The 24,513-nt window shown below is 71.9% G+C and carries 20 protein-coding genes and 1 riboswitch; of the genes, 6 read left to right on the plus strand and 14 right to left on the minus strand.

Annotated features, from left to right (window positions below; translation table 11 throughout):
- Positions 1-20: 20 nt before the first annotated feature.
- Positions 21-1,283, minus strand: coding sequence for an FUSC family protein (locus Vse01_RS06750; RefSeq protein WP_093403372.1), 1,263 nt, complete (start codon positions 1,281-1,283; stop codon positions 21-23).
- A gap of 109 nt (positions 1,284-1,392) precedes the next feature.
- On the opposite strand from Vse01_RS06750, the gene Vse01_RS06755 reads away from it, so the two are divergent.
- Entirely contained in the window at positions 1,393-2,031 is a 639-nt protein-coding gene (locus Vse01_RS06755) for an HD domain-containing protein (RefSeq protein WP_093403370.1), read from the plus strand.
- Positions 2,032-2,094: 63 nt separating this feature from the next.
- Here the strand turns inward: Vse01_RS06755 and Vse01_RS06760 are convergent, their stop codons facing one another.
- Positions 2,095-2,469: a DUF4031 domain-containing protein gene (locus tag Vse01_RS06760; RefSeq protein ID WP_093403369.1), complete on the minus strand. Its 375-nt coding sequence runs from the start codon at positions 2,467-2,469 to the stop codon at positions 2,095-2,097.
- Between the two features lie 66 nt (positions 2,470-2,535).
- Here Vse01_RS06760 and Vse01_RS06765 point away from each other — a divergent pair, with 66 nt between their 5' ends.
- A complete protein-coding gene (locus Vse01_RS06765; RefSeq protein WP_093403695.1) occupies positions 2,536-3,936 on the plus strand; it encodes an FAD-binding oxidoreductase in 1,401 nt (466 codons plus the stop codon).
- Positions 3,937-3,949: 13 nt separating this feature from the next.
- Here Vse01_RS06765 and Vse01_RS06770 read toward each other — a convergent pair whose 3' ends face one another.
- Positions 3,950-4,474 (minus strand): hypothetical protein, encoded by a 525-nt coding sequence (locus Vse01_RS06770; RefSeq protein ID WP_170863397.1) that lies wholly within the window; start codon positions 4,472-4,474, stop codon positions 3,950-3,952.
- An 83-nt stretch (positions 4,475-4,557) separates the two neighbouring features.
- Entirely contained in the window at positions 4,558-6,381 is a 1,824-nt protein-coding gene (locus tag Vse01_RS06775; RefSeq protein WP_093403366.1) for a glycerol-3-phosphate dehydrogenase/oxidase, read from the minus strand.
- 114 nt (positions 6,382-6,495) lie between these two features.
- On the opposite strand from Vse01_RS06775, the gene Vse01_RS06780 reads away from it, so the two are divergent.
- The gene (locus Vse01_RS06780; protein ID WP_093403364.1) at positions 6,496-9,000 is read left to right on the plus strand and encodes a S8 family serine peptidase; all 2,505 of its coding nucleotides are present in this window, start codon (positions 6,496-6,498) and stop codon (positions 8,998-9,000) included.
- Positions 9,001-9,160: 160 nt separating this feature from the next.
- Complete coding sequence (locus Vse01_RS06785; protein WP_093403363.1) at positions 9,161-9,403, plus strand: hypothetical protein; 243 nt, start codon at positions 9,161-9,163, stop codon at positions 9,401-9,403.
- Between the two features lie 104 nt (positions 9,404-9,507).
- Here the strand turns inward: Vse01_RS06785 and groL are convergent, their stop codons facing one another.
- The 3 genes from groL to Vse01_RS06800 all read right to left on the minus strand — a co-directional run bounded on the left by groL (position 9,508) and on the right by Vse01_RS06800 (position 12,791).
- Positions 9,508-11,130 (minus strand): chaperonin GroEL, encoded by a 1,623-nt coding sequence (gene groL / locus Vse01_RS06790; RefSeq protein ID WP_093403361.1) that lies wholly within the window; start codon positions 11,128-11,130, stop codon positions 9,508-9,510.
- A gap of 275 nt (positions 11,131-11,405) precedes the next feature.
- A complete protein-coding gene (locus tag Vse01_RS06795; RefSeq protein ID WP_139233127.1) occupies positions 11,406-12,329 on the minus strand; it encodes a hypothetical protein in 924 nt (307 codons plus the stop codon).
- Positions 12,330-12,587: 258 nt separating this feature from the next.
- Positions 12,588-12,791: a cold-shock protein gene (locus Vse01_RS06800; protein ID WP_013288855.1), complete on the minus strand. Its 204-nt coding sequence runs from the start codon at positions 12,789-12,791 to the stop codon at positions 12,588-12,590.
- A gap of 211 nt (positions 12,792-13,002) precedes the next feature.
- On the opposite strand from Vse01_RS06800, the gene Vse01_RS06805 reads away from it, so the two are divergent.
- On the plus strand, positions 13,003-13,533 hold the full coding sequence (locus tag Vse01_RS06805; protein WP_093403358.1) for a GNAT family N-acetyltransferase: 531 nt from the start codon (positions 13,003-13,005) through the stop codon (positions 13,531-13,533).
- A 61-nt stretch (positions 13,534-13,594) separates the two neighbouring features.
- Here Vse01_RS06805 and paaN read toward each other — a convergent pair whose 3' ends face one another.
- From paaN to Vse01_RS06830, 5 genes are all read right to left on the minus strand, one after another.
- Complete coding sequence (gene paaN / locus Vse01_RS06810) at positions 13,595-15,268, minus strand: phenylacetic acid degradation protein PaaN (protein WP_170863396.1); 1,674 nt, start codon at positions 15,266-15,268, stop codon at positions 13,595-13,597.
- 53 nt (positions 15,269-15,321) lie between these two features.
- On the minus strand, positions 15,322-16,341 hold the full coding sequence (locus tag Vse01_RS06815; RefSeq protein ID WP_093403693.1) for a GNAT family N-acetyltransferase: 1,020 nt from the start codon (positions 16,339-16,341) through the stop codon (positions 15,322-15,324).
- Positions 16,342-16,391: 50 nt separating this feature from the next.
- The gene (locus Vse01_RS06820; protein WP_093403355.1) at positions 16,392-17,411 is read right to left on the minus strand and encodes a GNAT family N-acetyltransferase; all 1,020 of its coding nucleotides are present in this window, start codon (positions 17,409-17,411) and stop codon (positions 16,392-16,394) included.
- Positions 17,412-17,650: 239 nt separating this feature from the next.
- On the minus strand, positions 17,651-18,937 hold the full coding sequence (gene thrC / locus Vse01_RS06825) for a threonine synthase (protein WP_093403354.1): 1,287 nt from the start codon (positions 18,935-18,937) through the stop codon (positions 17,651-17,653).
- A gap of 9 nt (positions 18,938-18,946) precedes the next feature.
- Positions 18,947-19,082: riboswitch (SAM riboswitch) on the minus strand.
- Between the two features lie 117 nt (positions 19,083-19,199).
- Entirely contained in the window at positions 19,200-19,646 is a 447-nt protein-coding gene (locus tag Vse01_RS06830) for a DoxX family protein (protein WP_093403352.1), read from the minus strand.
- Positions 19,647-19,849: 203 nt separating this feature from the next.
- On the opposite strand from Vse01_RS06830, the gene Vse01_RS06835 reads away from it, so the two are divergent.
- A complete protein-coding gene (locus Vse01_RS06835; protein WP_093403351.1) occupies positions 19,850-20,587 on the plus strand; it encodes a DUF4232 domain-containing protein in 738 nt (245 codons plus the stop codon).
- 41 nt (positions 20,588-20,628) lie between these two features.
- Here the strand turns inward: Vse01_RS06835 and Vse01_RS06840 are convergent, their stop codons facing one another.
- Positions 20,629-21,528, minus strand: coding sequence for an ABC transporter permease (locus tag Vse01_RS06840; RefSeq protein ID WP_093403349.1), 900 nt, complete (start codon positions 21,526-21,528; stop codon positions 20,629-20,631).
- Positions 21,528-24,395, minus strand: a complete 2,868-nt coding sequence (locus Vse01_RS06845; RefSeq protein WP_093403348.1) for an alpha/beta fold hydrolase — start codon at positions 24,393-24,395, stop codon at positions 21,528-21,530. Before Vse01_RS06845 ends, Vse01_RS06840 begins: the two co-directional genes overlap by 1 nt.
- Positions 24,396-24,513: the final 118 nt, after the last annotated feature.

Raw genomic sequence — 24,513 nt, forward strand, 5'->3', positions numbered from 1 at the left:
CGGGGACTTCGACACACGGCTTAGCCGACCGGGGGTGCGGTGGGCCGCTGTACGGCCGGTTCCGGCCCGGCCGGTGCCCCCGGTCGGTCCAGTTCACCGAAGGAGCGCCGCACCAGCCGGTTCGCCTCCTCCTGACTGATGCCGGAGGCCACCAGGAGATCACTGGCGGTGGTACGCACCTGGGCCACCACCACACTGCCGGAGAACCCCACCCCGTCGCCGTACGCCCGGCCGGCCTCGCTGACGGCGCGCAGCGACCGTTCCCGGGCCTGTTCAGGCTCCTCGCCCTGAGCGAACTCCTTCTGTAGCTGGCGCACCGCCTCGGCCAGGTGATCGACGGCGTCCGGCATCGGTTCCGGAATCGGCTCGTCGTCCTCCACCAGGGTCACCGCACGCCGGATCAGGGTGCCGCTGTTGCGCATCGCCCGGTCGATCGGTTCGGCCGCCTCCGCGTAATGGGTGAGTTCGCTACGCCGATGCCACCGTGCCGGGGAGAGCAGCGCGGTCTCCTTGGCACCCTCGATCGCCTCGGAGAAGGTGGCCAGCTCCTCCTTGTTGTCGCGCAGCCGGTCCAGCGCGCTCTGGATCTTGCCCGCGTCGCGCTCCCGCAGCCCGTCGGCGGCGGCATCGAGCTGGGCGGCGAGCAGGTCCAGCGCCGGCCGGGCCGCCCGGTTGAGCACCCGCAGTGGGTTGAGCGGCAGCAGGATCGCGGTGACCAGCAGCGCGATGCTGCCGCCGACGATCGCGTCGATGAACCGGGGTATCTCCAGATCCTCCACCGACGGGCTGAGCGTCACGATCAGCACCGCGGTCGCCGCGGCCTGGATGACGATGGCGACGCTGCCCCCGGCGAAAACGGTGAGCACGATGGCGGAGGTGACCACCAGCCCGAGCTGCCACGGCCCGGTGCCGAGGAAATAGATCAGCAGGTCGCCGACGAACACCCCGACGCCCACCCCGAGGATCAACTCGATGGTCCGGCGGAACCGCTGACCCACCGAGACGGCCAGGGTGCCGACGGCGGAGATCGGGGCGAAGACCGGTTGCGGATTGCCCAGCAGCTCATGCGCGGCCACCCAGGACAGCCCGGCGGCCAGACCCGCCTGCGCGGCCAGGCCGAGTGACAGGCGCACCCGGTGCAGGCGGTCGCGCAGGGTCGCCTTGCTCCGGTGATGTAGCTGCGCCATGGTCCCGGCGATCCGAGCCGTGTCGACGTCGGACCGTCCGTCGCGCGCGCCGTCTCGGCGCAGCAGCCGAGAAAGTCCGCGCCGGGCCACCGTCATGGCCGGGACTACCCACCTGACGCCCGGACATTCCCGCCGAAGCGGCACATCACTCCGGACGGCGGCACCGGATCACGGCTCGTCGCCGGGATCGGGCAGACTCGGGCCGGTGACAGGGTTGATCGCGCGATGGCGTACCGCCGCCCGGGCTGCCGGAGCGGGTGACCCCGCGTCGGTCGACGCCGCCGGGGCGGAGTTGCTCGAACGGTGGCGGGAGCCGCACCGGCACTACCACACGATCGCGCACCTGGCCGCCGTGCTCGACGTGATCGACCGGTACGCCTCGACCGCGTCGCGACCCGATCTGGTGCGACTCGCCGCGTGGTGCCACGACGCGGTGTACGACCCCCGCGCGGCGGGTGACCGGAACGAGCAGGACAGCGCGGCGCTCGCCGACGCCCTGCTCACCCGGTTGGGGCTGCCTCCCGCCGAGGTGGCCGAGGTGAAGCGACTGGTCCTGCTCACCGCCGGTCACGTGGTGGCTCCGGCGGACGCCGACGGCGCGCTGCTCTGCGACGCCGACCTGGCCGTGCTGGCCGCGTCACCACCGGAGTACGACCGGTACGCCGCCGCGATCCGCCGGGAGTACGCCCACGTGCCCGAGCCGGACTACCGGGCCGGCCGTGCCCGGGTGCTCTCCGGCCTGCTCGCCCTGCCCTCCCTGTACCGCATTCCCGCATTGGCCGCCCGCTGGACCCACCCGGCCCACACCAACCTCACCCGCGAACTGACCCACCTCACCCCCTGACAAGCCCCACCACCCCCCGCCCCGCCCCGCCCCGCGTCGCCTCGCCTCGCCTCGCGTCGCCGATCATGCAGTTGCGGCAGGCGTTATGGATGCTTCGTCCGCTTTGATGCGTACCACAACTGCATGATCGGCGGCGGGGGCGGTCGGGGGGAGCGGCGGGAGGGAGGGGCGAGTGGGGCGGGAGAGGTGTTTGGGGCGGCGCAGGTTGGCGGCGCGCAGGAGGCGGACGATGTCGCGGCTGGGTACGACCTGAGCACCGAGCCAGACAGCCATCGGGAAGCGCTCGGCGGGAATGTCGTAGTGATCCCGGTCGAAGCCCCGCCCGGGGGCGCCCAGCATCTCGGCGAAGACGTGCAGTTCGGCCAGGGAGACATCGCTGATCAGGTGCGACCAGAGCCGGCCGCGCCCCGGCCAGGCCGGCCGGTCCACGTAGATCACCCCGCCACCGTACCCGCCGCCGACTCAGGTTGATGATCACAAGTGGCCGGTCGTAACCTCGGCCGCATGGCCACCTCCCCGCTCCTCGACGACCTGCGTGCCGCCCTCGGGCCGGACGCGGTGCTCACCGATCCTGACCTGCTGCGCGGGCACGAGCGGGACGAGGCTGACCTGTGTGCCTCGGCGACGCCGCTGGTGGTGACCCGGCCGAGCAGCACCGAGGAGGTCGTCGCGGTGGTCCGGGCGGCCGGGCGGCACGGCGTGCCGGTGGTGCCGCAGGGTGCCCGTACCGGGCTGGCCGGCGCGGCGAACTCCGTCGCCGGCGCGGTGGTGATCAGCACCACCTCGATGAACGCGATCCTGGAGATCGATCCGGTGAGCCGGATCGCGGTCGTCCAGCCGGGGGTGGTCAACGCCGCGCTCACCGCCGCCGTGAGTGAGCAGGGTCTGTGGTACCCGCCCGACCCGGGCTCCTGGGAGTCGTCCACGATCGGCGGCAACGTCGCCACCAACGCGGGCGGCATGTGCTGCGTCAAGTACGGCGTGACCACCGAGTACGTGCTCGGCCTGGAGGTGGTGCTCGCCTCCGGCGAGGTGCTGCGCACTGGACGGCGCACCGCCAAGGGCGTGGCCGGCTACGACCTGACCCGGCTCTTCGTCGGCTCGGAGGGCACCCTCGGAGTGATCACCGAGGTCACCGTGGCGCTGCGACCCGCGCCCGCGGAGTCGCTAACCCTGGTGGCCGTGTTCGGCTCGACCGCGGGCGCCGGCGAGGCGGTGGCCCGGATCGCGGCCCAGGGACTCTCCCCCAGCCTGCTGGAACTGCTCGACCGCACCCATCTGGGGGCGATCGAGGCGTACCGGCCGATGGGGTTGCGCACCGACGCGGAGGCGCTGCTGCTGGCCGCCGCCGACACCGGTCCCCGAGCGGCGGCGGACCTGGCCGAGTTGGCTGCGGTCTGCGAGGCGGCCGGCGCCGAGGAGGTGTACGCGGCCAGCGACGCCGTGGAGGCCGCCGCGCTGTTGCAGGCCCGCCGGTCGGCTCACCCGGCAATGGAGAAGTACGCCGCCGAGGCGTACCCCGGCGGCAGCGGCGGCCTGATCATCGACGACCTGGCGGTGCCCCGGGGAGCGCTCGCCGCGCTGCTCGACGGGGTGGCCCGGATCTCGGCCGAGTGCCAGGTGCCGATCGGGGTGGTCGGTCACGCCGGTGACGGCAACATGCACCCCAACATCGTGGTCGACCGAGCCGATCCGGCGAGCCTGGAGCGTGGCCGACGGGCCTTCGACGAGATCATGCGGTTGGGGCTGGACCTGGGCGGCACCTGCACCGGTGAACACGGCGTCGGGCTGCTGAAGCGGGACTGGCTGGCCCGGGAGATCGGTCCGGTGGGCGTACGGGTGCACCAGGCGATCAAGGCGGCGCTCGACCCGACCGGCCTGCTCAACCCCGGAAAGGTCCTCTGAGCGTCGGGGCGGTTCAGCCGACCATCTCGGCGGGCGTGTTCTGCGTGAGCAGCAGCAGGATCTCCTCGGCCACCGGCGGTCGCTCCTCCCCCGGACAGTCCTGCGAGGTGATCAGACCGGCTGCGGTCAGCAGGCTGGAGGTGAGCGCGCCGACGCAGCTGACCCGGTAGCCGCGGGCCTCGTCGGTCTCCCGCGCCAAGTCCGGCTCGGCCAGCAGCTGCTGCAGCCGCTCCCGCTGCTCCTCGGTCAACGCGCCGGTCGAGGTGACTCCGTCGCCGGCACAGTCTATGCACTCCCAACGCCCGTCCGGCTCCACGTTCAGGGTGCGCAGCGGACCGTCGGCCCCGTCGTTCTGGAGCAGACTGACCCGGCCCTTTCCGGTGGTGGTGGCCCCCGCGCCGCCGGGTTGCCCGGCGGCCGGCGCACTCGCCTCCACGGGCGGTTCGGAGTTGTCGCCGAAGGGCGCACAGCCGCCGAGAGCGACCGCCAGCAGGACGATGCCGGGCAGGAATGCCAGTCGTGATCGGGAAAGCGCCATCACTCGCGGAACTTACCCCACCGTAGGTAGGAAGCGTAACCCGTCGAAGAGATATCCATGCTCGACGATCTCCAGTGTGGATCTCAGCGGGCCACACCCGCCGCGCCGTCGTCGGCGCCCCGATCCGCAGCGTAGCCGCGCACGTCTGGCGCGCCGAGTCGTGCGGCGTCGGCGGTCGCGTCGTCCGGCATCAGCTGGGACTGTCGCTCGGCCTCCACCCGGCCCCGGTAGTGCGTGACCTCCCGTGCCCGCCGAGCCGCGTCCCAGCCCAGCACCGCGCCCATCAGCTCGGCCGCGTGCTCGGCCGACTCCAGGCCCCGGTGGGTGGTCTCGATCGAGATCCGGGTACGCCGGGTCAGCACGTCCTCCAGATGCAACGCCCCTTCGGCGCGGGCCGCGTACGTCACCTCGGCGGCGAGATACTCCGGCGCGCCCGCCAGCGGGGAGGCCAGCAACGGGTCGGCGTCGATCAGGGCGAGCAGGTCGAGGGTCAGGCTTCCGTAGCGCTCCAGCAGATGCTCCACCACACCCACCGGCAAGCCGTGGCGGCGGGCCAGGTCCGCCCGGTCCCGCCACATGGCCGCGTACCCGTCCGCGCCGAGCAGCGGCAGATCGGCCGTACGCGACACCCGTTGGCCACCGAGCCGACGCATCGCCCGGTCGACCACGTCGGCGGCCATCACCCGGTACGTCGTGTACTTGCCGCCGGCCACCAGTAGCAGCCCGAGCATCGGCTCGATGACGGCGTGCTCCCGGGAAAGCTTCGAGGTGGAGTCCGCCTCACCGGCCAGCAGCGGACGTAGCCCGGCGTAGACCCCTTCAATGTCGGCGGTGGTCAGTGGGCGGTCCAACACCGTGTTGACCTGCCGGAGCAGATAGTCGATGTCGCTGGCGGAGGCCGCCGGGTGTGAGCGGTCCAGCCGCCAGTCGGTGTCCGTGGTGCCGATGATCCAGTGCCCGCCCCACGGGATGACGAAAAGCACACTGGTGGCCGTACGCAGGATCAGCCCGGTCTCGCCGGTGATCGCCGAGCGGGGCACCACCAGGTGCACCCCCTTGGACGCCCGGACCCGGACCCCGGGCCGCAGCCCGACGTCGTTGAGCATGCGGGACATGTCATCGGTCCAGACACCGGTGGCGGCGATGACCGTACGGGCGCGTACCTCGAACTCGGCTTCGGGTGAACCGGCGGGCGCCTCCAGGTCACGGACCCGGACCCCGGTGACCTCCCGGGCCTGCCGGATCAGCCCGACCGCCCGGGCACTGCTCACCACGGTCACGCCCAGGCTGGCGGCGGTGCGCGCCAGGGTTACCACCAGGCGGGCGTCGTCGACCTGCCCGTCGTGGTAGCGGATCGCCCCGGCCAGGCCGTCCGAGCGCAGGCTCGGGAAGACCCGGCGGGCACCCTCCCGGCTCAGGTGCCGATGCAGCGGCATGCCCCGACCGCCGCCGAAGAGGCCGGCGAAGGCGTCGTACGCGGCCACCCCGGCGCCGTAGTAGGCCCGCCGCAGCAGTCGGGCGGGCAGGTCGCGGACGCCCTGCCCAGCCGGGAGCGGCACCAGGAACGGCACCGGCCGCACCAGGTGCGGCGCCAGCCGGGTGGCCAGCAGCCCACGCTCGGTCAGCGCCTCGTGCACCAGGCCGAACTCCAACTGCTCCAGGTAGCGCAGGCCACCGTGGATCAACTTGCTGGACCGGCTGGAGGTGCCGGCGGCGAAGTCGCGGGCCTCCACCAGGGCCACCTTGAGGCCCCGGGACGCGGCGTCGACGGCCGCGCCGGCACCGGTCACCCCACCCCCGATCACCAGCACGTCGAACCGCTCGGCCCGCAACCGACGCAGGTCGGCGGCGCGGCGGGCGGGCGACAGCTGCCCGGCAACGGACCGCAGAACGTTCGGATCACGCACCCGTCCACGTTAACCGGCCCGGTCCTCCCCCGACACGTGCCGGCCCGGGGGCCTCGGATTCGTTGCCCGCCAGATCCGTCCGACGGCGCGGCGGCTGCGTCGTACTGTGTGCGGATGCGGGCGGAACCCACCACACCCGGCTCGGCCGCCAGCCCCTGGGCGATCGTCGCGGCGGTACTCGCCGGCTGCTGGACGGTCGCGGTCACGGTCCTGGCGCAGACCGGGGGCTGGGCCGTGGACCAGGTGGTGCTGATCGGCGGGCTGGACCGGCTGGTGCCGCTCTGGCCGGTGGCCTGCCTGCTCACCGTGCTGCTGATCGCCGCCGCGACGCTGCCGTTGGCCCTCGTTCCCCGCTCGGCGGCGGTCCGCGTCACCGGCCGGCTCTGGTTCGCCGGTGCGCTCGTACTCGGTCTGCTCGGGCTGCTGCGGACGATCCCCCCGGTGCACCACGAGGCGTACCTCGGTGCGCTGGCCCTCGTGGCCGCGCTGCTGGCGGTGGTGACGACCCGGCTGCCCTCCCACGTCCTCGGCCCCGGCCGGCAAGCCGAGACCGGGCGGCAGGCGCGACGGGACGGACAGCAGTCGGTGGCGGCCCTGCTGGCGGTGGCCGCCGGGCTCGCCCTGCTACTGCCCTGGGTCTGGTGGGGCGCACTCGGCGGGCTGTTGGAGACCATGCTCGCCGGGCTGGCTGCGGTGGCCGTCGGCGTGCTGGCGGCGACGCTGCTCGACGTTCGGTTCTGGGGCCGCTTCGGGGCCGACGAACCACCTCGACCGGCCCGGCTGGTGCTGCTGGGCGGGCTCGTCGCCGGGGTTTTGCTGCTGCTGATCGGTGCCGGCACCGGCCATTCCGGCGCGCAGTTGCCCCTGCTGGTGACGCTGCCGCCGGCCGGTTTCGCGTTGGCCGCGTTGCGGGCCATGAGCCGCCGGCCGGCCACCGGACGTGGTGTCGCCCACCCGGGCACCCGCCGCGTTCTGCCGGATCAACCGATCGCCGGGGGCGTCGTGGCCCACCATTCTGCCGGGGATGGCGGTCGGACGCCGACCGCCTGGCTGGTCGGGCTCGGTGTGTTCGGCCCGCTTGCCTTCACCGACCCGGAGGAGGTCAGCCTGCTGCTGGTCGGCAACCGCGACGTGCCGTTCTGGGTCGCGGCCGCGACCGGTGTCGGCCTCGCCGTCGGACTGGTGCTGGCGGTCGGGTACGGCCTGCTGCTGGCCCGCCGCTCGGCCCGCACGCCGAGCCGGGTGCTGGCCGCAGCGAGCGCCCTGACGCTACTGGTCACGGTCGGTCTGGTCGGCGCGACCGCCGGACAGCCAGGGCTGCACGGGGAGCGGCTCTTCGTACTGCTCCGCGAACAGGCGGACCTGAGCGGTGTGCGCGGCGAGCCAGGGCGGGCGGGCCGGGACGCACGCGCCGAGGAGGTCTACCGGCGGTTGGTCGACACCGCCGACCGGACCCAGGCCGACCTGCGGCGGGATCTGCGGCGGGCTCGACTGCCACACACCCCCTACTATCTCGTCAACGCGATCGAGGTGGCTGGTGGGCCGGCGGTACGCGCCTGGCTGTCCAGCCGACCCGAGGTGGCCCGGGTACTGGTCAGCCAGCAACTGCGTCCGTTGCCGGCACCCGCCGACAGCGCCACCGGCAACGCCACGCCCCCGTCCGGCCCGCCGTGGAATATCACCATGATCGGCGCGGATCGGGTCTGGTCCGAACTCGGCGTCACCGGCGACGGCGTGACCGTGGGCAGTTCCGACTCGGGAGTGGACGGGCGGCATCCGGCCCTGGCCCAGGGTTTCCGGGGCGGCGACGACTCGTGGTTCGACCCGTGGAACGGCAGTGGGGCACCGACCGACCGCAGCGGACACGGCACCCACACGATGGGCAGCGCCGTCGGGCGGGACGGCATCGGTGTGGCCCCCGGCGCGCGGTGGGTCGGCTGCGTCAACCTCGACCGCAATCTGGGGAACCCGGCAGCCTATCTCGACTGCCTCCAGTTCATGCTGGCGCCTTTCCCGCTCGGCGGCGACCCGTTCCGACAGGGGCGGCCCGCCCGGGCGCCGGAGATCCTGACCAACTCGTGGGGCTGCCCGCCGATCGAAGGCTGCGATCCCTCGGCGCTGCGGCCGGCCACCGCAGCGCTGGAGGCCGCCGGGATTCTCGTCGTCGCGGCGGCCGGCAACACCGGCCCGTTCTGCGGCTCCGTGCAGGACCCGCCCGCACCGTACGCGGACGTGCTGACCGTTGGTGCGGTGGACGACCGGCGGCGGGTCACCGCCTTCTCCTCACGTGGCCCGACGATCGCCGGAGTGACGAAACCGGATCTGATGGCACCGGGGGCGGAGGTCGTCTCCGCGATGCCCGGCGGCGGGTACGCCGTGCTCGACGGCACCTCGATGGCCACACCACAGGTGGCTGGCGTGGTCGCGTTGATGTGGTCAGCCAACCCGGAACTCGTCGGCGACCTTGACCGGACGCGGCGGATCCTCCGCGACACGGCCGACCCGATCGAGACCGACGACCCGGCCCGGGCGCGGACCGACGAATGTGGCGGCCCGGCGAACATCGTGGGTGCCGGTCTGGTCGACGCGTACGCGGCCGTGTCGGCGGCCCGTGACTGATCGTCATTCGGGCGGTACCGGCGTCCGGGCCGAACGTATCTTCTTCCGGACGTAGCGCCCTTGACCACTTGAAAAGCGCAAATAGCAAATAGATCCCGATAATGCCAATCGCCCATCCCGGTGCTCGGCACGCCCCTACCGTTTCGGTAAGGAGGCAGCGATGAGCACGGACGACGATCAGGCCCGGCAAGCCCCACCAGCCACCGGGGCTGCGGTCCACGGACTCCCCGGCCAACTGCCGATCGACCGGCTCGACTACGGCGACGCCGAGCAGTTGGCCGAGATGACCGGTGTGGACGAGCCACCCGAGGAGCCGCTCATCCTGGTGGACGAGCCGGTTCAGCACCGACCACCGTACGACCGGGCGCGGAAGCGACGGAACCAGCGGCCACTCCCGACGTAGCGACCAGCCGCCACCGCCGACGCAGGGTCGGCCGGCCACCGCCGACAAAAGCGGAAGGGGCGGACCGCTGACGCGGCCCGCCCCTTCCGGCGTTGGAGCTGGACTCAGAAGTCCATGTCCCCGCCGCCCGGGCCAGCCGGTGCGGCCGGGGTCTTCTCCGGCTTGTCCGCCACGACGGCCTCGGTGGTGAGGAACAGCGCGGCGATCGACGAGGCGTTCTGCAGCGCGGAACGGGTCACCTTGGCCGGGTCGATGATGCCCGCGGCCAGCAGGTCGACGTACTCGCCGGTCGCGGCGTTGAGGCCGTGACCCGAGTCGAGGTTGCGGACCCGCTCCACCACGACGCCGCCCTCAAGGCCGGCGTTCACGGCGATCTGCCGCAGCGGGGCGTCCAGCGCGATCTTCACGATCTGCGCGCCGGTCGCCTCGTCGCCGGCCAGGTCGAGCTTGTCGAAGGCGGTCTTGCCGGCCTGGACCAGCGCGACACCACCACCCGGGACGATGCCCTCCTCGACGGCGGCCTTGGCGTTGCGGACCGCGTCCTCGATGCGGTGCTTGCGCTCCTTGAGCTCGACCTCGGTGGCCGCGCCGACCTTGATCACCGCAACGCCGCCGGCCAGCTTGGCCAGCCGCTCCTGCAGCTTCTCCCGGTCGTAGTCGGAGTCGCTCTTGTCGATCTCGGCCCGGATCTGGTTGACCCGACCCTGGATCTGCTCGGCGTCGCCGGCACCGTCGACGATGGTGGTCTCGTCCTTGGTCACCACGACCTTGCGGGCCCGGCCCAGCATGTCGAGGCTGGCGGCGTCCAGCTTGAGGCCGACCTCCTCGCTGATGACCTGGCCACCGGTGAGGATGGCGATGTCGGTCAGCATGGCCTTGCGGCGGTCACCGAAGCCCGGCGCCTTGACGGCGACCGACTTGAAGGTGCCACGGACCTTGTTGACCACCAGCGTGGCCAGGGCCTCGCCCTCCAGGTCCTCGGCGATGATCAGCAGCGGCTTGCCGCCCTGCATGACCTTCTCCAGGATCGGGAGCAGGTCCTTGACCGACGAGATCTTGCTGTTCGCGATCAGGATGTACGGGTCGTCGAAGACGGCCTCCATACGCTCCGGGTCGGTCATGAAGTAGGCCGAGATGTAGCCCTTGTCGAAGCGCATACCCTCGGTGAGCTCCAGCTCCAGCCCGAAGGTGTTGCTCTCCTCGACGGTGATGACGCCTTCCTTGCCGACCTTGTCCATCGCCTCGGCGATGATCTCGCCGACGCTGGCGTCACCAGCGGAGATGGAGGCGGTGGAGGCGATCTGCTCCTTGGTCTCGACGTCCTTGGCGAGCTTCAGCAGCTCCTCCGAGACGTTGGCGACCGCAGCCTCGATGCCCCGCTTCAGGGCCATCGGGTTGGCACCGGCGGCCACGTTGCGCAGGCCCTCGCGAACGAGTGCCTGGGCCAGGACGGTCGCCGTCGTCGTGCCGTCACCGGCGACGTCGTCGGTCTTCTTGGCGACCTCCTTGACCAGCTCGGCGCCGATCTTCTCGTAGGGGTCCTCGAGCTCGATCTCCTTGGCGATGCTCACACCATCGTTGGTGATGGTGGGGGCACCCCACTTCTTCTCGAGCACGACGTTGCGGCCCTTGGGGCCGAGGGTCACCTTCACGGCGTCGGCGAGCTGGTTCATGCCCCGCTCGAGGCCGCGGCGCGCCTCTTCGTCGAACGCGATCATCTTGGCCATACGGCGTTGTCCTCCTGGACACTCACGGGCCACCCGAGTGTGTGCCCCGGATGGGCCGTCTGGTGTACGCACCTTGGGACGTCGCCACCTGGCGACGGCGACGTCTCCTCGGCCGGGCCGGATAGCCCGCGACGACCGGCCACGTGCCCCACCCGTGGTTATGTCACGAGCGCGACCGCAGCCCCACCGTCCCGACCAGCTGGCACTCACGCCATGCGAGTGCCAATGACTTGTTTAGCACTCTGCCCTGCCGAGTGCAAGCACGATGGCCCGGGTCAGCCGAGTTCGGCTGCCAGTTGGGCGGCGTTCACCGGGCCCTCGTGTGCCCGCTGCTCGGCGTAGGTGACGACCAGCCCGACCAGCTGCGCGAGGTACGCCGGCAGCGTCAGCACCGCGACCACCGCAATCGTCAGCACCGCGCCCACCGCCGTGCCCGGCGAGTCCAACGGAGTGGTGCCGAACGGCAGGATCGCCAGCGACTCCAGCACGCTCGCGGCCAGTGAGAAACCGATCACGGCGGCACCCACAAGCGCCACCCGGCCGAGCAGCAGCCCCAGCCGGTCACGCAGCATTCGATGCGACCTGCTGAGCGGGTCGTGCCGCTCGAAGAGGTAGACCGGGCCGGCCAGGGCCAGCGCGAACGCCGCGTACACGCCGGGCAGGAAGCACAGACAGAATCCGAAGGTGACGATCAGGGTGATGAGCAGTGTCCAGCCCCACAGACCGAGCGCCCGACGCGCTCCGTAGCGCAGGGCGGCACCGAGGCCGGCCGACTCGCCGACCGCCTGCCGGGCGATCACCCAGGTGCCGGCGGCCCAGCCGACGGCCTGCACCACACCGAGCAGCAGGCTGCCACCGAGTACCACGACCAGGAGCGTCGCGAGATCGGACCAGAAGTTCGCCGGCAGCGCGGCGGAGTCGCTGGCGAGCTGGGCGTCCCAGCGGGCCGAGGGGTCCACGGCCAACACGAGCACCGACAGCACCGCGGCCGGCAGCGCCTGGGTGAGTACGAGGATCGGCAGCAGGGGTCGCCACCCCCGGCGGGCGGCACCCACACACCGGGCGAACCAGCCGCCCAGCCCGGCCCCGGGCGGGGTCACCAGGGCGTCGGAGGGGTCGAGGCCGTAGCCGCCCGGGGGGTACCAGCCGTAGAACGGCTGGCCGGGATACGGCGTCATGCCGGGGTGGGACGGCTGCATGGGATGAGCCGGCTGCGCACCGTACGCAGGCTGGCCCGGGAGGGGTGGTTGACCGACCCATCCGGCGGGCGGCTGCGGCTCACCCGGAGGCGGAGAGGACGGACCTGTCGGGGGCGGCTGGTCGGACATGGGACCTCCTCAGCGACGGCTGGCTCGGCCCATGATCTTCCCTTGTGGGGCGCCGGCACCGCTGCCCCCTCCGGCGATGGTCACGCCACCCCGACGACGATCGGTCGGTGGGGGGTGGGTGGTCGGCGCTCAGGCGATGACGCGCACCCGCTCCGCCTGTGGGCCCTTCTGGCCCTGGGCGATCTCGAACTCCACCCGCTGACCGTCGTCCAGCGCTTTGTAGCCGTCCATCTCGATCGCAGAGAAGTGAACGAAGACGTCCTGCCCGCCGTCGACGGCGATGAAGCCGTAGCCCTTCTCGGCGTTGAACCACTTCACGGTGCCTTGTGCCACGGTGTTTTCCTCACTCTGCACGGCGTTCCACTACCTCGGGCCGCCAGCGAACCGGCACCCGGAAACCACCGGTTTCAGCGGTCGGCGACGACCACTGAAACGGGTGACCGAAATCGCACGCTACACGAGGAGTGACGACGGCGCACGACCACAAATCGGGCGTATTACAGTCGTCCGCATCGTCGTACGTCATTGTGATAAGCATTCCGGCATGACAAGCGTCACCGACGGGACGGCGCTGCGCCGGGCCGTCATCCGCCGAGTCGAGCCAGCCGACACAGCTCGGATGCGGGCGCTGCGCCTGGAGATGCTCGCGGACGCGCCGCTGGCCTTCCTGGAGACGATCGCCGAGGCCGCGGCCCGACCACACGCCGAGTACGCCGCCCGGGTCGCCCGGGTCTCCGCCGGCCCCGACACGGCGCAGTTCGTGGCGGATCCGGGCGGCCGGCTCGTCGGGCACGTCGGTGGCATGGCGCACCCGGCCGAGCCGGGGGTGACCGTGCTCTACGCCGTCTACATCACTCCGAGCTGGCGGGGCACCGGCCTGCTCGCGGAGCTGGTCGGTGGGGTGGCGCACTGGTCCCGGGCCTGCGGACGGAACGAGCTGATGCTCGAGGTCGTGGTCGGCAACGACCTCGCCTACCGGGCCTACCAGCGGCTGGGTTTCGTCGACACAGGTGTCCGCGTCCCGCACCCCAACATCCCCACCCTGCGCGAACTCCAGATGCGCAGGGCCGCGTAGACCCGACGGACGATCGCCGACCCGGGCGGCTCCGGGGAATACCCCGGAGCCGCATCAGCTCTCAGACGTGTCGACGGCTCTGCACGACCCGGAACCGGTTCGCCACGTACGCCCCGTCGGTCAACGCCGAGTTCGCCGCCGCGTTCGCTCCGCTGCCGTGGAAGTCGGAGAAGGCCGCCGACTGGTTCACGAAGACGCCGCCGGTGAGGTTGGCCGACAGGTGCACCCCGACCTCGATCGCCGCCGCCTCGGTGGCGTCCAGCACCGCGTCGTCGGTGGAGTAGACCGCCGCGGTGAGGGCGCCCTTCTCGCCCACGGTCGAGCGCAGGATCTCCAGGCTGTGCGCCGTGGAGTCGGTGGCGATGGCGAAGGAGATCGGCCCGAACCACTCCCGCGAGTAGGTCTCGGTGTCACCCGCGTCCAACTTCACGATGGCCGGCGTACGCACCACGGCGTCCGGGAACGAGGGGTGCTCGACGGTACGCGACTCCAGCACCGGCGAACCGACCTTGGTCACCTCATTCAGCCGCTCCAGCACCCCGTCGTTGACGATCGCGCCGGTCAGTTCCACCCCGCGGGCCGGGTCACCGGTGAGCTTGCCGACCGCCGCGGCGATGCCGCCGGCCACCTCGTCGAAGCTCTTGTGCCCCTGATCGGTGTCGATGCCGTCCCGGGGGATGAAGATGTTCTGCGAGGTGGTGCACATCTGCCCGCTGTAGAGCGTCAGCGTGAAGCCCAGGTTGCGGCACATCCCGGCGAAGTCGTCGGTGGAGTCGATCACCACCGTGTTGAGCCCCGCCTTCTCGGTGTACACCGCCGCCTGGCGGGCGTTCGCCTCCAACCAGTCGCCGTACTCGGTGGAGCCGGTGAAGTCGACGATCTTCACCGCCGGGTGCAGGGCCAGCGTCGAGGCGAGCTTCTCGCCGGGGGCCTCGGCGGCCAGCAGCACCAGGTTCGGGTCGAAGCCGGCCTCGGCGAGCACCTCCCGGGCGTACCGCACGGTGATGGCCAGCGGCAGCACGGCGCGCGGGTGCGGCTTGACCACGACCGGGTTGCCGGTGACCAGCGAGGCGAACAGACCCGGGTACGAGTTCCAGGTCGGGAAGGTGTTGCAGCCGATGACGAGGGCCACGCCCCGGGGCACCACGTGGAAGGTCTTGGACATCCGCAGCGGGTCGCCCTTGCCGGCGGCCTTCTCCCAGCCGGCGGTGCCCGGGTGCCGGGTCATCTCCGCGTACGCGTAGGCCAGCGCCTCCAGCGCGCGGTCCAGGGCGTGCGCGCCACCGGCCTGGAAGGCCATCACGAACGCCTGACCACTTGTGAACTGCACCGCGTTGGCCAGCTCGAAGATGTTCTTGTGCAGCCGGTCGAGGATCTCCAGACAGACACCCACCCGGGTCTGCGGGCCGGCGTCCCGCCAGGCGGGCAGCGCCGCTGACGCGGCGGTGACCAGTTGTTCGGCGTCGGCGTGCGGGTAGCGGACGTTCAGGGCGACGCCGAACGGGCTGTGCTCGGTGGCGACCCGGTCGCCGCCACCCGGCTGGTCGAGCGGGAAGTCCCCGCCCAGGTACGCCTCGAAGGCGGCCTTGCCGTCGGCGGCGGCGGTCTCGCCGTACACCCGTGGGCTTGGTGATTCCGGGTAGGCGGACCAGTATCCCCGCTCCGTGATCGCGGTCAGCGCGCGGTTGAGGGTCTCGGCGTGCCTGTCGTAGCGGGGGTGCGGGGTCTCCGTCATGCCCGCCATCATGCAACACGAAGCCCTCAGATCAGTAGGGGCGTGTCACAACTTCAGATGGTCAGCTGCCAATCGGTCCAGGCGTCGACCGGGCGGAACCCGAGCTGCTCGTTGATGCTGATCATGTGATCGTTGACCGCCGCGTTCCAGGTGTCGATCGCGGCCAGGCCCGGCTCGTGGGCAAGTGCGTGCCGAAGGTTCTCGACCTTGACGAGCAGGCCGAGGCGATGACCCCGGTGTGCGGGGTCGACGATGGTGATCTCCTGCCAGGCGTGCCACGGCGTCGACGGGCCCCTGTCGATCATCGTCCAGGCGACCATCCGGCCGGTGGCCTCGTGCACCGCGCCGACGTGGTAACGCCGTCGGCCCCGCAATCGCTGGATCCGCTCGATCTCCCGCAGCCGCGCGGCGTCCACCTGCTCCGCCTCGATCGCGAGATCCCCCATCGGCGCGTCGACGAGCAGCCGACTCTCCAGCCTGGCGATGTCGACCACGTACTCCTCGGCCACCGGCCCGCGCCAGGCCACCGTCCGGTAACCGGCGGCCCGGGTGCGGGCAGCATTGTGCAGGGCGGTCAGAGCCGCCGGGTCCAGCCGCGTGGTGTCCAGTCGACGCCGCACCTCTGCCAACGCGGCCTGCGCGCCGGCCGCCGCCGCGAAGGCCGCCCCGGGCGCCTCCCGCCCCGGTCCGCCGGGCAGCGGCCCGGGGGTCTCACCGATCAACCGCTCGCGGCCGTGCTCGGCGGCCACCTTCCGGGCGTACGCCAGCAGTGCTCGGCCCACCCCCCGCCGCCGCCGCGCCGGATCGACGGTCAGCTCGACGGTGGCGATGCCGGTGTTCTCCAGTTGCGGCAGCCGCATCCGCAGGTGACCGGCCACCTCGCCGTCCCGCCGGGCCAACGCCTGATGGATCACGTTGCCGTGCGGCGGATGGGCGACCAGGAGCCCGAACTCGGCCCGGTCTCCCACCGGCAGATCGGGCAGGTCGACCGCCTGCGCCGCCGCGACAACGCGGTACGCCTCGTCGAGCGCTGCCTCGTCGGTGGACTCGTACGGCATGACGGCGATGTCCATGGCGGTGAGCGTGCCGGCACCGCCCGGCCACCGCCACCGGTTTTCGCCTGTCACACGTTGAGCTGCCAGTTGCTCCACCGGTCCTGCACCCGGAAACCGAGCTGCTCGTTGATGGCGATCATGTGGTCGTTGCTGGCCGCGTTGAAGGTGTCGATCACTCGTACGCCCGGCTCGTGGGCGAGCAGGTGCCGCAAGTTTTCGATCTTGGCGAGTAGGCCCAGCCGGTGTCCCCGGTGCTCGGGGTCGACGATTGTGATCTGCTGGAACGAGTGCCAGTCCGCGGAGGCACCGACGTCCAACAGCGTCCACGCGACCAGCCGACCGGATGCCTCGTGGCGGACGCCGACGTGGTAACGCCGCCGACCCCGCGCGTCCAGCGCCGACTCGGTGCCGCGCAGACGGTCGGCGTCGACCTGCTCCGGCTCCCACGCCAGATCGCCCATCGGCGCGTCGGCCAGCAGCCGTCCGTCGAGGTACGCCACGTCGGCGGCCAGGTCGTCGGGCGTGTACCCGCGCCAGCACAGCACCTGGTAGCCGGTCGAGCGATCCCGGGCGTCGGCCAGCAGCGCGTCCAGCTTCGCCTGATCGAGGTCGGCGGTGTCGAGGCGTCGCCGCACATCGGTCAGGGCGTCGACCGCGCCCATGGCCGCAGCGAATGCGTTACCCGGCGACCGGCGGCCGGGCTCGCCGGCAAGCTCCGCCCGGCTCATCGCACTCACCCGTTTACGCCCGCGCTCGCGCAGCAGGCCGAGGCCATGTTCGGCCAACGCTCGGCCGACGCCTCGGCGGCGTCGTGCCGGATGCACGATCAGCTCAGCGGAGGCGTTCTCGGTGTTGTCCAGCTGCGGCAGGTCCAGCCGGAGAAAACCGGCCGGCACACCGTCGATCCACGCCAGCAGCATGCTGGTTTCGTAGCCCGGCATCGGATGGCGGAGCAGGGCGGTGAATCGTCGCCGGCAGAGCGGCGGGAAGTCCGGCTCGTCGGCGGCCACCTGTGCGGCACCGATCTGATACGCCTGCTCGACGGCCGCCTCGTCGGCGGCCCAGACCGGGGTGATGGTGATGGTCATGCCGGCAGCCTGCGCCAGCGACAGACGAGCGGGCCAGCGAATTTTCGCTGGCCCGCTCGGACGTTGGTCGGGAGGGACGATCGCACAACGCCTCCGGCGCTGGGTCGTAAAGACTGAAAGTCTACGGCGAAGCGCCCTCCCGCACGGAGCATCTTGCGCCGTCCGTTTGCGGTCGTCAAGTCCCTGGCGGCGTGTTTCGCTCACTCCCTGCGAAATGCCGCTTACTAATCCGTTCGTCGTCAGGTCAGCAGGCCCGCGTCGCGGGCGGCCCGCAACGAAGGCTTGATCCGGTGGGTGGGGCCGACCTCGCCGGCGACCGCGTCGAGGGTCTTCAGTCCTTCGCCGGTGTTGAACACCACCGTCTCGGCGGTCGGGTCCAGCCGGCCCGATTCGACAAGCTTGCGCAGCACCGCCACGGTCACCCCGCCGGCCGTCTCCGCGAAGACCCCGGTGGTACGCGCCAACAGGCGTACCCCCGATCGGATCTCGTCGTCGTCGGCGTAGTCCATCCAGCCACCGGTGCGGCGCACCGCCTCCAGGGCGTACAGCCCGGCGGCCGGGTCGCCGATGTTCAGCGACTTGGCGATCCCGGTCGGCTTGACCGGGGTGATGACGTCGGTGCCGCCGTGCAGTGCGGTGGCGATCGGGTTGCAGCCGGCCGACTGCGCCCCGAAGACCTTCCAGCCACCGGCCGGGGCCTCGACCAGGCCGATCTCGACCAGCTCGCTGAACGCCTTGTCAATCTTGGTGAGCAGCTCGCCCGAGGCCATCGGGATGACCACCTGGGCGGGGATCCGCCAACCGAGTTGCTCGGCCACCTCGTAGCCGAGCGTCTTGGACCCTTCCGCGTAGTACGGCCGCACGTTGACGTTGACGAAGGCGGTGTCCTCGAACTCGTCGGTCTCGACCAGTTCGCCGCAGAGCCGGTTCACGTCGTCGTACGACCCGTCGATGGCGACCAGGTCACCGCCGTAGACGGCGGTCGTGACGACCTTGCCCTGCTCCAGGTCGCTGGGGATGAAGACCACGGAGGGCGCACCCACCCGGGCGGCGTGCGCGGCCACGGAGTTGGCCAGGTTGCCGGTGGAGGCGCAGGCGAACCGGGAGAAGCCCAGCGCGCGGGCGGCGGTCAGCGCCACCGACACCACCCGGTCCTTGAAGGAGTGGGTGGGATTGGCGCTGTCGTCCTTGACCCAGAGCGGAGCGGTGATGCCCAACTCGGCGGCGAGCTGGTCGGCGGCCACCAGCGGGGTGAAACCCGGGTCCAGGGTGACCCGGGCGGCCGGGTCCTGGCCGGCGGGCAGCAGGGCGGCGTAGCGCCAGAGGTTGCGCGGGCCGGCCTCGATCTGCTCGCGGGTGACGGTGGCGAGTGCGGCCGGGTCGTAGTCGACCTCCAGCGGGCCGAAACACTCGTAACAGGCGTGCTGGGCGGCGAGCGGGTAGCGGGCCGAACAGGCCCGGCAGACCAGGGCACGGGCGGGGCTGGCGGCGGTGTCGATGCCGGACGGGGCGAGCGTCGACGTCATGTCGAAGTCCTCTCATCTTTCCCCGCATCGCACCCTGCGGCGGGGACGGAATTGGCACCTGCCCCGCCGGACGCTCAACGGTGAGCGCGCGAGGTGGTTGCCGGGGCGTCGTCGGGCCGTATCCCTCAGCCCCTCTGGATGAGGTATGCAGTTGTGTCGCCGAGTCTAGGCAATCCGGACGCGGCCGTCGCCTGCCAATCTCAGCCTGTGAGCGAAACCTCAGCGGCGCCGTTCGTGCCCCCGGCGCCGCTGAGCATCACCGTCAGGCTGGCACGGACCGCCGTTCGTCCTCGGCCAGGGCGACCGTGGCGGCCCCGCGTCGCCAGAGCGTGTCCACCGCCCAGGTGCCCGGGCCGAGCACCGCCACCAGGAAGAACGCCCAGCAGAAGAGGACGGACAGTTCGCCGTTGTTGCGCAGCGGCAGCAGCGCCTCGGGCTGATGGACGACGAAGTACGCGTAGGCCATGGAGCCCGACGCCACCAGAGCCGCGGGTCGGGTGAACAGGCCGAGGAGCACGAGGGCACCGCAGATCAACTGGATCATCGCGGCGTACCAGCCCGGCCACTGGCCGAGCGGCACCGCCTCGCCGGTGCCACGGTTGCCGCCGAAGACGCCGAAGACGGACGACATGCCGTGAATGAGAAATAACAGCCCGATGACAATGCGGAACAGGGACAGAGCCGGCCCGCCGAACCGGTCAGTACGCATTGGTACCTCCTACGAGTGGGGTGGTGGTACCAGAATGCGGAATCTATAGATAGTTGTCGATGCAATCTCTCTTGTTGGGAACGCTCCCACACTCAGTCTAGCGGCCGAAACTTTCGGGGGTACCCCTACCACGGAAACCTTATGGTCTGCTTACGTGGGTGGCGGGAGCACAAGCCGCCGTGGCCGGGTGCGACGATGCTCCGATGCCACCCACAACGGTCCGCAGCCCGGCCCCCGGTGGGCGTCGGCTCGTCGCCGTGTCGGTCTCGATCACCGCAACGCTCGGCCTGCTCGCCGGCTGCGCCCCGGCCGGCGGCCTCGCGAGTGCGCCGCCCGGCCCGACCCCGGCTTCCCGTGGACCCGGCAGCGCTCCGTCCGACGCCGCCGAGCTCGGCGGCACGCCCTCCCGGGACGGCGATCCCGGGGGAAGCAACGGCCCTACGTCCGGCTGCCCCGACTCCGGTGTGCGGATCACCTACCGCGGCGTCAGCGCCGCGATGGGGCTGCGGGCGATGGGCCTGGAACTGGTCAACTGCGGCGACCGCCCCTACCGGCTGCACGGCTACCCTGAGCCGCGACTGCGGGACGCGGACGGCGACGTCATCCCGGTTCGGGTGATCCGGGGCGCGAAGGGGATCACGTCCGGCTTCGACGACCCACCCCGCCCCCTGGTCCTGGCCCCCGGCGAGGCGGCCGGCACCGCCCTGCTCTGGCGCAACCTGGTCGACAACCCGACAGTGGTGGCGACCAACGCCGAGCACCTCGACGTCGCCCCGCTGCGCGGCCGACCCGCGCAACGGGTCGTCATACAGGGCCACATCGACCTGGGCAACACCGACCGGCTCGGGGTCAGCGCCTGGCAGAAACGCGAGCCGAGCACGCCGGAGCCGACGCGGGCGGTGCCCAACCCGCCGCCCACCACACCGGTCCCGCTGCTCTGACCGGACGGAGCACACGGGCCGAGCGGGCGCGGACAACGGGCTCAGCTGGTGATGTCCTTGCGGGTGAAACGCCAGAACGCCAGGCCCCAGAACACGGTCGCGTAGCAGATCGCCGAGACCGTGCCCCGCACGATGTCGTCGGTCTGTACGGGCGTGGAGAGCAGTCCCAACCACGCGGTGCTGTAGTGGGTCGGCAAAAAGGACCGGATCGCGCCGAGCGCGGTGATCTGGTCCAGGATGCTGGAGAGAATCCACAGCAGCACCGCGCCACCCACCGCGCCCAGCGCCGCGTCGGTGGTCACCGACAGCAGGAAGGCCAGGCCCGCGACCACCAGCAGGACGATCGCCAGGTACCCGAGCACCGCGAGCAACCGCAGCAGCCCCTCGCCCGGCTCCAACTGCGCGGCGACCGTGCTGCGCAGCGGCGACCAGCCGTAGCGCAGGGTGCCGATGGCCAGTGCCGTGCCGGCGAGCAGGATCAGTGCCAGCGCCGAGTACGCGAGCGCGACAAGCAGCTTCACCGTGAGCAGTCGGGCGCGGGGCACCGGAATCGCCAACAGGTAGCGCAGGCTTCCCCAACTCGCCTCGCTCGCCACCGTGTCGCCGCAGAACAGCGCGACCACAACGACAAGCAGGAACGAGGCGGACACGAAGATGGTGAAGAGGGTGAAGTTCAACCCACCAGAGGTGGCGAGATCGATCAGGCTGCCGAACTCGCCCCCGCCGTTGTCGTCGTCGTTGGTGTCGAACTGGAACGCGATCAGGATGATCAGCGGCAGCAGCACCATGAAGCCGAGCGCCAACTGGGTACGCCGACGCGACGCCTGCCGGCGGAACTCGGCACCGAACGGCAGCGTCCGGGCGGGCCGGTAACCCGCCGCCGCTCCCGAGGCGGCGACGCTTGTCGTGTCCCCCGTCGGCTCGACAGTCGATCCCGCCATCACCGGTCCCCGCTTCCCCGAGAGTTCTCGCCCACCAGGGCGAGGAAGGCGTCCTCCAGGCGGCGCCGGGGCACCACCCGGTCCACCGCGATGCCGGCCCGGACCAGCTCGGCGACCACTTCGCTGCGGGCGGTGCCGTTGGTGTCCACCACCAACTGCCCGTCGGCGTCGTCCAGCACGCGTACGCGGCCGAGGCCGTCGAGCACGGTCCGGGCCGCGGTCGGGTCGCTCACCTCGAACAGCACGCTGGGCGAGTCACCGACGATCTCCTCGACCGGTCCGGAGGCGACGATGCGGCCCTTGTTCACCACCACGGCGTGGGTACAGGTCTGCTCCACCTCGGCGAGCAGGTGGCTGGAGACCAGCACCGCCCGACCGTCGGTCGCGTACCGCTGGAGTACCCGGCGCATCTCGGCAATCTGCGGTGGGTCCAGCCCGTCGGTCGGTTCGTCGAGCACCAGCAGTTCCGGCAGACCGAGCATGGCCTGGGCGATGGCGAGGCGTTGCCGCATGCCGTGGCTGTACTTACGCACCCGCCGGTGTACCGAGGAACCCAGCCCGGCGATCTCCAGTGCCTGCTCGAAGTGGGCGTCGGCCTTCGGCCGGCCAGTCGCCCGCCAGTACGCCTCAAGGTTCTCCAGGCCGGACAGATGCGGCAGGAACCCCGGCCCCTCCACCAGCGCACCGATCCGCGACAGCACCGGCGAGCCGGGCACCAGACGGTGCCCGAAGACGTAGATCTCCCCCGCGGTCGGCTGGGTCAGCCCCATCAGCACCCGCAGCGTGGTGGTCTTGCCGGCGCCGTTGGGCCCGAGCAGGCCGACCACCTGACCGGGGTGCACCTCGAAGTCCACCTCGGAGACCGCGACGAAGCCGTCGGCGTACTCCTTGCGCAGCCGGCGCACGGCCAGCGGGGTGTCCGCGTACTCCGGATGCACGGAGGTGTCCTGGCGACGGTGCCGGCGGCGCAGCACGGCCACGAGCACGACGAGCCCGACCACGATCGCGGCGAGCAGCCCGACCAGGATCCAGCGCCAGAGCGCCGCCTCGGTGGGGATCGGGTCGCTGTCGACAGTCGGCAGGCTGATCGGCGTGTCGCCGACCGCGACGGTGTGGACCGCCGGCTCGATCGGGGTCGTGTACGCCTGGTCCGAGGTGGCCACCACCAGCCGGAGCCGGTGCCCGGCCTCCACCCGGTGCACGATCGCCGGCAGGGTGACGGTGACCGGCGCGGCGGCGTCGACGCTCGCCGGCAGGCCGGTGAGCCGGATCGGCGCGATCAGGCCGCTGGGCAGGGTTGCCGCCCCCTCCGGGTCGACCACGTAGAGCTTGGCGAAGAGGACGGCCTCGCCGCTGCTCGACGCGGCGCGCAGCGACACGGTCGGCGTACCGACGATGTCGACCGCCTCGGTCAACGGCTCGGACTCGAACCGGGCGTGCTGCCCGGGTATGTCGCCGGCCACCCCGCCGAGCAGCGAGCTCAGCGAACCGGCGAACGGCACCGAGGAGATCGCGGCCGGGTTGCCGCCGGGCGGGTTGGCCACCGGCTGAGCCGGGCCGGCCACGGCCACCTCCACCCGGGAGTCGCCGCCGATACCGGGATAGTCCTCGGTGCGGTAACCGGTGGCGACCAAACCACGGTCCATGGCGTCGAAGCCGGCGATCCGCGAGAAGGTGAAGGTGTCGCCGGGCGAGTCACCGTCGTCGGACACGTAGTGGTCGAGCCACTGCGCGGTCAGGAACTTCACCCGGTCGGAGTCGGTCTGCGGTCCGGAGCCGCCGTCGTGGCCGCCGGTGAACCAGGCGACCCGGACCGGGGTGCCGTTCGCGGCGATGCCCCGGGCGTTGGCGTCGGCCTCGGCGAGCGGGAAGAGGGTGTCCGCCGCGCCCTGCACCAGCAGGGTGGGCGCGGTGATCCGGTCCAGCACCCCGGCCGGGCTGGACCGGCGCAGCAGGTCGACGGCGCCCTGGTCGGCCCGGCCGGTGGCGGCGATGCGCAGGTACGCGGCGCAGACGTCGGCGGCGAACCGTCCGCAGGAGGGATCGGGCAGACCGCCGACGGCCGGTGCGCCGGGTGCGGTGCCGGGTCCCTGGCCCGGGGCGGGGCTGGGCGGCCCGGCGCCGGGCGCGCCCTCCGGCGTCTCGGCGCCGGTGCCGGAGATCCCGGCCGGGCCGGAGCCGACGTTTCCGCCGCCGCCGAAGAAGATGCCGGCCCAGCCGGACTTGAACACGCCCTCGGTCGGCTCGCCGCCGGTGCTCTCCGGCAGGAAGGCGCGGGACAGGTCGTTCCAGGTGATCATGGGAACGATCGCGTCGACCCGCTGGTCCTGGGCGGCGAGCAGCAGTGCCAGGGCACCGCCGTAGGAGCCGCCGACCACACCCACCCGGGGATCGCCGGTGGCGTCGGTGCGGATTTCCGGACGCGCGGCGAGCCAGTCCAGCAGCCGCTGCGCGTCGCGTACCTCGTGGTCGGGACTGTCCAGGTGGATCTGGCCGCCGCTGCGACCGAAGCCGCGCGCGGTCCAGGTCAGTACGGCGTACCCCCGGTCCGCCAGATCCTCGGCGTCGGTGCGGACCGACTCCTTGGTGCCACCGAAGCCGTGGGCGAGCAGGACCGCCGGCACCTCGCGGCCGGCGGCGGCGTCGAGCGGAAGGTACAGCGTGGTGTCCAGGTCGACCGGCTCGTCACCGTCCGGTCCGGACCGGACGGTGAGCATCGCGGACTCCGTGCGGAAGGCCGGCCGGTCCGGCCACACCGCCCACACCACGGCCGCCGCCAGCAGGACGACAGCCGCGGTGGCGGCGACGGCCCGGCGACCGGTGGGCAGGGCACGTCGGATCCGCGCGGCCGAGAACGGCGATCTCATTGGGCACACGGTACGGCCCGAAACCTGGGTATTAGCTGAGATCCGCCGTACGTCCGTTCTGGTAGCCCGATCGTCATCCGGCGAAGGTCATCCGCACAGCGTCCAGTCGGCGAACCTT

This window comes from Micromonospora sediminimaris (assembly GCF_016863575.1).
Taxonomy (GTDB): domain Bacteria; phylum Actinomycetota; class Actinomycetes; order Mycobacteriales; family Micromonosporaceae; genus Micromonospora; species Micromonospora sediminimaris.

Excerpts from the sequence above, each read along its gene's own strand:
- paaN (WP_170863396.1), bottom strand. The coding sequence starts at position 15,268 with ATGACGGAGACCCCGCACCCCCGCTACGACAGGCACGCCGAGACCCTC.
- Vse01_RS06750 (WP_093403372.1), bottom strand. The coding sequence starts at position 1,283 with ATGACGGTGGCCCGGCGCGGACTTTCTCGGCTGCTGCGCCGAGACGGC.
- Vse01_RS06770 (WP_170863397.1), bottom strand. The coding sequence starts at position 4,474 with ATGGCGCTTTCCCGATCACGACTGGCATTCCTGCCCGGCATCGTCCTG.
- Vse01_RS06815 (WP_093403693.1), bottom strand. The coding sequence starts at position 16,341 with ATGGACATCGCCGTCATGCCGTACGAGTCCACCGACGAGGCAGCGCTC.
- thrC (WP_093403354.1), bottom strand. The coding sequence starts at position 18,937 with ATGACGTCGACGCTCGCCCCGTCCGGCATCGACACCGCCGCCAGCCCC.
- groL (WP_093403361.1), bottom strand. The coding sequence starts at position 11,130 with ATGGCCAAGATGATCGCGTTCGACGAAGAGGCGCGCCGCGGCCTCGAG.
- Vse01_RS06845 (WP_093403348.1), bottom strand. The coding sequence starts at position 24,395 with ATGAGATCGCCGTTCTCGGCCGCGCGGATCCGACGTGCCCTGCCCACC.
- Vse01_RS06795 (WP_139233127.1), bottom strand. The coding sequence starts at position 12,329 with ATGCAGCCGTCCCACCCCGGCATGACGCCGTATCCCGGCCAGCCGTTC.
- Vse01_RS06765 (WP_093403695.1), top strand. The coding sequence starts at position 2,536 with ATGGCCACCTCCCCGCTCCTCGACGACCTGCGTGCCGCCCTCGGGCCG.
- Vse01_RS06785 (WP_093403363.1), top strand. The coding sequence starts at position 9,161 with ATGAGCACGGACGACGATCAGGCCCGGCAAGCCCCACCAGCCACCGGG.
- Vse01_RS06830 (WP_093403352.1), bottom strand. The coding sequence starts at position 19,646 with ATGCGTACTGACCGGTTCGGCGGGCCGGCTCTGTCCCTGTTCCGCATT.
- Vse01_RS06780 (WP_093403364.1), top strand. The coding sequence starts at position 6,496 with ATGCGGGCGGAACCCACCACACCCGGCTCGGCCGCCAGCCCCTGGGCG.
- Vse01_RS06835 (WP_093403351.1), top strand. The coding sequence starts at position 19,850 with ATGCCACCCACAACGGTCCGCAGCCCGGCCCCCGGTGGGCGTCGGCTC.
- Vse01_RS06840 (WP_093403349.1), bottom strand. The coding sequence starts at position 21,528 with ATGGCGGGATCGACTGTCGAGCCGACGGGGGACACGACAAGCGTCGCC.
- Vse01_RS06820 (WP_093403355.1), bottom strand. The coding sequence starts at position 17,411 with ATGACCATCACCATCACCCCGGTCTGGGCCGCCGACGAGGCGGCCGTC.
- Vse01_RS06805 (WP_093403358.1), top strand. The coding sequence starts at position 13,003 with ATGACAAGCGTCACCGACGGGACGGCGCTGCGCCGGGCCGTCATCCGC.